This window comes from Streptomyces olivochromogenes (assembly GCF_021538895.1).
Classification (GTDB): domain Bacteria; phylum Actinomycetota; class Actinomycetes; order Streptomycetales; family Streptomycetaceae; genus Streptomyces; species Streptomyces olivochromogenes_A.
In genome coordinates, this window is sequence record NZ_JADDRL010000237.1 from 1 (window position 1) to 4754 (window position 4754).

Genomic DNA, 4754 nt, shown 5'->3' on the forward strand with positions numbered 1-4754 from the left:
GCTCTTCTCGTCCACGCAGAGCACGACCGCCTTCTCGGGCGGGTGGTGGTACAGGCCGACAACGTCGACGACCTTGGCGACGAACTGCGGATCGGTGGACAGCTTGACGTAATCCTGCAGGTGGGGCTTGAGGTCGAACCGCTTCCAGATTCGCCCGATCGTAGACTTCGACAGGCCGGTGCGCTGGGCCATCGAGGCCCGTGACCAGTGCGTGTCCTGGCCCGGGACCGACTCCAGGGTGGCCACGACGAACTCCTCGACTTGGTCGAGGAGGATCGAAGGCGGCCGGCGAGCAGGGGCTGTTCGCACTGCCGCAACCGTAACCCCCGTCGCGGACACCGGGCATCAGTTCGCGCGTAGTCCTGGGGGCAGATCCTGGTACGACTTGAACTGGAGCTGTAGGGGTGGAGCCAGGTCTCCAAAGGACTTGCCGAACGCTTGCGGCGACCGCTCCAGTTCCACGAGCACCTGCGCTGCTGTGTCGTCGCCGGCAAGGTCGGGCGCCAGGGCCGCGCAGGCCCGAACGCCTGGATGCGGGTCAGCCAGCCAGGGGCGCGTGTCGCCGCCGAGGTGGCCGATGGCGATCACAATCGTCGCCAGGTCGTACGAGGAGTCGGCGGCCCGGGCCATCGACGTCAACAGTTTCAGCAGCTCCGAACGTTGCGCGGCGGCCGCGGGATGCCGCGCCAGTGACCCAACAGCTGCAGCGGCGCAGGTCCTGCGCCTGGCACGTTCCGACGCGAGGTACGGCAGTGTTCGCCGCAGGAGCACGGGAACCACGTCGAAGCAGGCGAGCGCCGCCTGATCGAGAGCGAGTTCACCCAGTTCCGTGCCGTCCTGCCACATCCGGGCCCTGCCATCTGCATCGGCCGACACGTACTCGACAGTCCAGGCCCGCAGCTCCGGTGTGCGGTCCTTGACCCGAGCACGGATCTCCGCAGCCTGGTCGCCGAGGTCGGCGGCGACGCCGATCGCGTACAGATAGGCGAGCATGGCATCGCGCAGCGAGGGATCGTCGGGCCCCAGCAGCGGATTGTCCAGGAGCTCGGCGACAAGCATCGCGGTGGGCGCCGTCGCAGGCCAGGCCTTACCCTCGCGGCCAAGCGTCTCCGACCACAGGTGTGAGTACCCGTCGACGAAAGCCTCCGCATCGTCGCCGAGGAGAGCTGCCAGACGCCGCGGCGTGTCGCCAGCGGGGCCCGAGGCATGGAACAAGCAGGACCAGTCCACGTCATCCGTACGGTCATCCACAACGGGGATGGTGCCACAACACTTCGACGGACTCACACTGACCAGACTCACTCCGGATCGCGGGACATGTTCACCCAGCCCGGCCCCTGTCCCCTCACGCGGACACCCGACCCGCCAGCCTCACTCAACCCAGTCACGAACCGGACATCAACTTTCGTATCGTCCTCTCAAGCGGGCTATGTACGGCCGAGCCTCGTTCGAACTCCTCCGACTTCGGATCCTCATCCAGCCATGAGCTTCACGGAACTGCGGACAGCGCAGATTCCAGAGATCCCCATCAGCGGCGCCCCCAGGCAAGGAAGCCCGGGGCGCCTACAGTCGGGCGGCCAACCCGCCGCCGTCAACGACGACCGTCGTTCCCTGTACACATCCGGCCACCTCACTGGCGAGGTAGTGGGCCGCCCCGGCGATCTCCTCCAGCTGGGCCGGGCGACCTGCCTGAGACGTCTTGGTCAGGGCGTCAAAGGCGGCGGCCGTCGGTGCTGTTCCCGGCGAGGCCCGGACGGGGTCGCCTGGTCGCAGGTGCGCTGCCTCGGCTACTCGTTCCCGCGCGTCGCCGTCACGCCCGCGCCCAAGGGCCGCTACGTCACGCTAGGGGTCCGCGGCATCGCCGAGACCGGTGCGCAGGTCGACCAAAGGTCGCGGCCCTGGCCTCCGCTGAACCGGGCCGCGTTTCCCCGCTTGCCATGAGCGATCACGCCGCCGTACATTCCCTGCACCCGGCTTGTCCGGCCGCTTCGTCTATCCCCTTTGAGCACATGAGGAGCGCCCGGTATGACGGGTGTACTGGCGGTCGCAGGCGGCACCGCATCCGGCAAGTCCACCCTTGCCGAAGCCCTGTCGCTGCAGTGTCCCGAGAGCATCGCGCTGGTCCATCTGGACGACTACTACGTGCCCGCGCACGACCCCCTGAGGGGCGTGTGGACGGTCAGTGCCGACGGGCACGCCGTCCTCGACTGGAACCATCCGGGGTCGATCGACGAGACAGCGGTGACACACGCCATTGACGCGGCGCTGCTGCGCCCCGGCGTGCTGCTGGTGGTGGTCGAGGGCCTGTTCGCGCTGTCACTGCCGTCCGTGCTCCGGCGGGCGGCGTGGCGGGTGTATGTCGACACCCCTGACGACATACGCCTGGCCCGCAAGATCCTCCGGAAGATCGAGGTACAGCGGCAGGACCCCCGACTGTCCCTACGCAACTATCTGCAGACCGGCAGGGACCGCCACGCAGCCCACGTCGCGCCCTCCCGGGCGGCGGCCGATCTGGTCGTGAACGGGACCGCAAGCGAGGCGGAGATGCTGGCGGCCGTCATGCCGCTGATCGGGCCGGCCCTCGCGCCGCCGCCCGCGGCGCCCTCGCGGGCACGGGGGGTGTGCGGTGTGCCCCGTACCCCCGGGGTCCCGGCGCTCGCGCTGTGACGTGCATCGGGGGCACCGGCCCCGGCGAGGAACGCCGCGTGATCACGCTTCCGGCAACACAGCCCAAGCCCCGGCGGGCCCTCAGGTGGATCACGCCCGATCCAGTTCACCTGCAGCCAAGCGAACTGCAGGGGCGACATATGGCGGGATCAGGGGAAGACCCGCATCCAGGCTCTCTCCCGCTTCGCCCGGCACCGCATGGGCGTGCTCTCTTCGCGATGCTCCGTGACGCGCCTACATGCAGGGCGAGACCGGGGACGTGGACGGCGCGCTCGCCGAATCCTCTGGACTGCTGGAGGACTGCGTACGTGTACTGGGTCCTGACTACCCCACACCTTCACAGTCCGCGGAAACCTCGCCCGCGTGCAGGGTGATGCGGGAGATCGCGCTCGGCGCGCTGCGGCGCGGGTGCCGGCGACAAGAACGGCGTCACCCTCAAAGCCAAGCTGACGGCAGAAGGCCAGCCACTGGCAGGCAAGGAGAACGAGTTCACCACCGACTCCACCACGCTGTGCACCGACACGACCGACAGCAGGGGCAAGGCCACCTGCAAGGTGCCCGGCAAGCAGCCCAAAGAGATCTGCTACACCGCCACCTTCGCCGGTGACGACACCTACGAGCCCTCCACCGCCACCGTCTGCAAGAACAAGGACCGCAAGGACGACCCCGGGTCAGAAGTGCCCGACCCTAGCGACGTCCACGACCACGTCCACGACCGCATGCAAAACACCATGACCTCGGCAGGCCCGCCCAGGTGAGACAACCGGACCGGTCCAGGACGCGCCTGACGCCGAAGGAGCCCCTCCCGCCCCCTGACGTCCGTGCGCAACGGCCCGCGATTGCGCAGCGACTGAAGTCAACCACCCAGGCGACCCGGCGTTTTTTGGCCGTGCCGTACACACGTCCGTGCCAGACCGCCGTGACGTAGGGAGCGATGCGGTCAGCCTGCTCGGACCTTCCTTATCTCGACCGGAAGGCCAGGTAGGCAGTGAACTCGCTCCAGGCTGCCTGCCAGGTCCGGACGATCGCCGGGTAGCGCACGCCCAGGTCAGAGGCGGCGAATGTATCCAGGGCCTGTTCGAACGCCTCACTGCCCGCGTTCCGGGTTGTCCCCCATCGTGTTGATGGCCTCAGGCGGCGATCGCGGTCGGACGGGCGGCGGCGAGATCCTGCGCCTTTGTCCGTACGTCGTCGACCGCGGCAGTCTGGTACGGGCGGGCCGCGTCCAGCAGTGTTGAAGCCGAGAGGCCACGCGGGTGGAGTCGACGCGGGTAGCGCCGTCGAGTGCCTGCTGGGCGGCGCCTCGCTCGACCCGGCCCTCGTCGAACAGCGCGGCAGCCAGGCAGACGCGGCTCATCACCTTCACGCGGTCGAGGCCTGGCTTGCGCAGCGCGAGCGCGTCCTCGAAGTGAACGCTCGCGGCCCCGTCGCCGCCGAGACCAGCGAGGTCTCGGGCGGAGACCGCGCGGGCGCTGGCGTGCTCGGCGGCGTCGAAGGGGCTCACCCACTCCGGGACGTCGGCGCCGAGGCCGTCCGCCAGGAGCTCGTCGGCGGCGCCGAGGTGCGTCTCGGCCCGGCGCTCGTCGCCGAGGGCCGCGTGCGCCCGGCCGTCTGGGAGGCGACCAACGCCTTCGTCGCGGGCCTCGCGCCTTTCTTGGCGGCGACGCCGAGGAGACCGAGGGGCGTCCTGTGGCGCCCGAGGTAGATCATGGCGCGACATGACACAGGCGATCCCCCGCCAGGGCAGAGACGACGGCACACACGGAGCGCGCGGCGTCCAGCGGCTCCTGCATGCCGGCCACCATGCAGGCGAAGTCGGTGCCCTGCGAATCGGTACACCGCGTCATTCCGAAGGAATGCGAAACTCGAATTCGGGACGGTCCCACGGCACGGCGGGCGGGTTCGCGAACGCGGTCCCGGTCCGCACCGCACCGCACCGACGTGGTGGTAGAAGTCCTCGGCGGGAACATGCGACACGACCATGACACGGTCGAGCCCGGCGGCACGGGCCTCCGACTGCATGTGCGCGACGAGCTGTCGACCAATACCCCGTCCTTGAGCTTCGTCGGCGACGAACAGCAGGTCGA

Annotated in this window: 5 protein-coding genes and 2 pseudogenes; 3 read left to right on the top strand and 4 right to left on the bottom strand. The window is 69.3% G+C overall.

The genetic code is table 11. The features are described 5' to 3' along the window. From IPZ69_RS46370 to IPZ69_RS48040, 3 genes and pseudogenes are all read right to left on the bottom strand, one after another. A pseudogene (locus tag IPZ69_RS46370) lies at nucleotides 1–267 on the bottom strand (IS630 family transposase); the annotation flags it as partial. 78 nt (nucleotides 268–345) lie between these two features. Beyond that, the gene (locus IPZ69_RS46375) at nucleotides 346–1251 is read right to left on the bottom strand and encodes a hypothetical protein (RefSeq protein ID WP_235460953.1); all 906 of its coding nucleotides are present in this window, start codon (nucleotides 1249–1251) and stop codon (nucleotides 346–348) included. Nucleotides 1252–1563: 312 nt separating this feature from the next. Next, nucleotides 1564–1773 carry an SDR family oxidoreductase gene (locus IPZ69_RS48040; RefSeq protein WP_374296283.1) on the bottom strand — a complete coding sequence of 70 codons (210 nt, stop codon included), beginning with the start codon at nucleotides 1771–1773 and terminating at the stop codon, nucleotides 1564–1566. Between the two features lie 252 nt (nucleotides 1774–2025). Here IPZ69_RS48040 and IPZ69_RS46385 point away from each other — a divergent pair, with 252 nt between their 5' ends. From IPZ69_RS46385 to IPZ69_RS46395, 3 genes are all read left to right on the top strand, one after another. Continuing rightward, nucleotides 2026–2667: a uridine kinase family protein gene (locus IPZ69_RS46385; protein ID WP_235460954.1), complete on the top strand. Its 642-nt coding sequence runs from the start codon at nucleotides 2026–2028 to the stop codon at nucleotides 2665–2667. Between the two features lie 554 nt (nucleotides 2668–3221). Beyond that, nucleotides 3222–3425: a hypothetical protein gene (locus IPZ69_RS48045; protein WP_374296280.1), complete on the top strand. Its 204-nt coding sequence runs from the start codon at nucleotides 3222–3224 to the stop codon at nucleotides 3423–3425. Between the two features lie 473 nt (nucleotides 3426–3898). Beyond that, nucleotides 3899–4372 (top strand): hypothetical protein, encoded by a 474-nt coding sequence (locus IPZ69_RS46395; protein WP_235460955.1) that lies wholly within the window; start codon nucleotides 3899–3901, stop codon nucleotides 4370–4372. A 138-nt stretch (nucleotides 4373–4510) separates the two neighbouring features. On the opposite strand, the pseudogene IPZ69_RS46400 reads toward IPZ69_RS46395, so the two are convergent. Then, a pseudogene (locus IPZ69_RS46400) lies at nucleotides 4511–4754 on the bottom strand (GNAT family N-acetyltransferase); the annotation flags it as partial.

Excerpts from the sequence above, each read along its gene's own strand:
- IPZ69_RS46385 (WP_235460954.1), top strand. The coding sequence starts at position 2,026 with ATGACGGGTGTACTGGCGGTCGCAGGCGGCACCGCATCCGGCAAGTCC.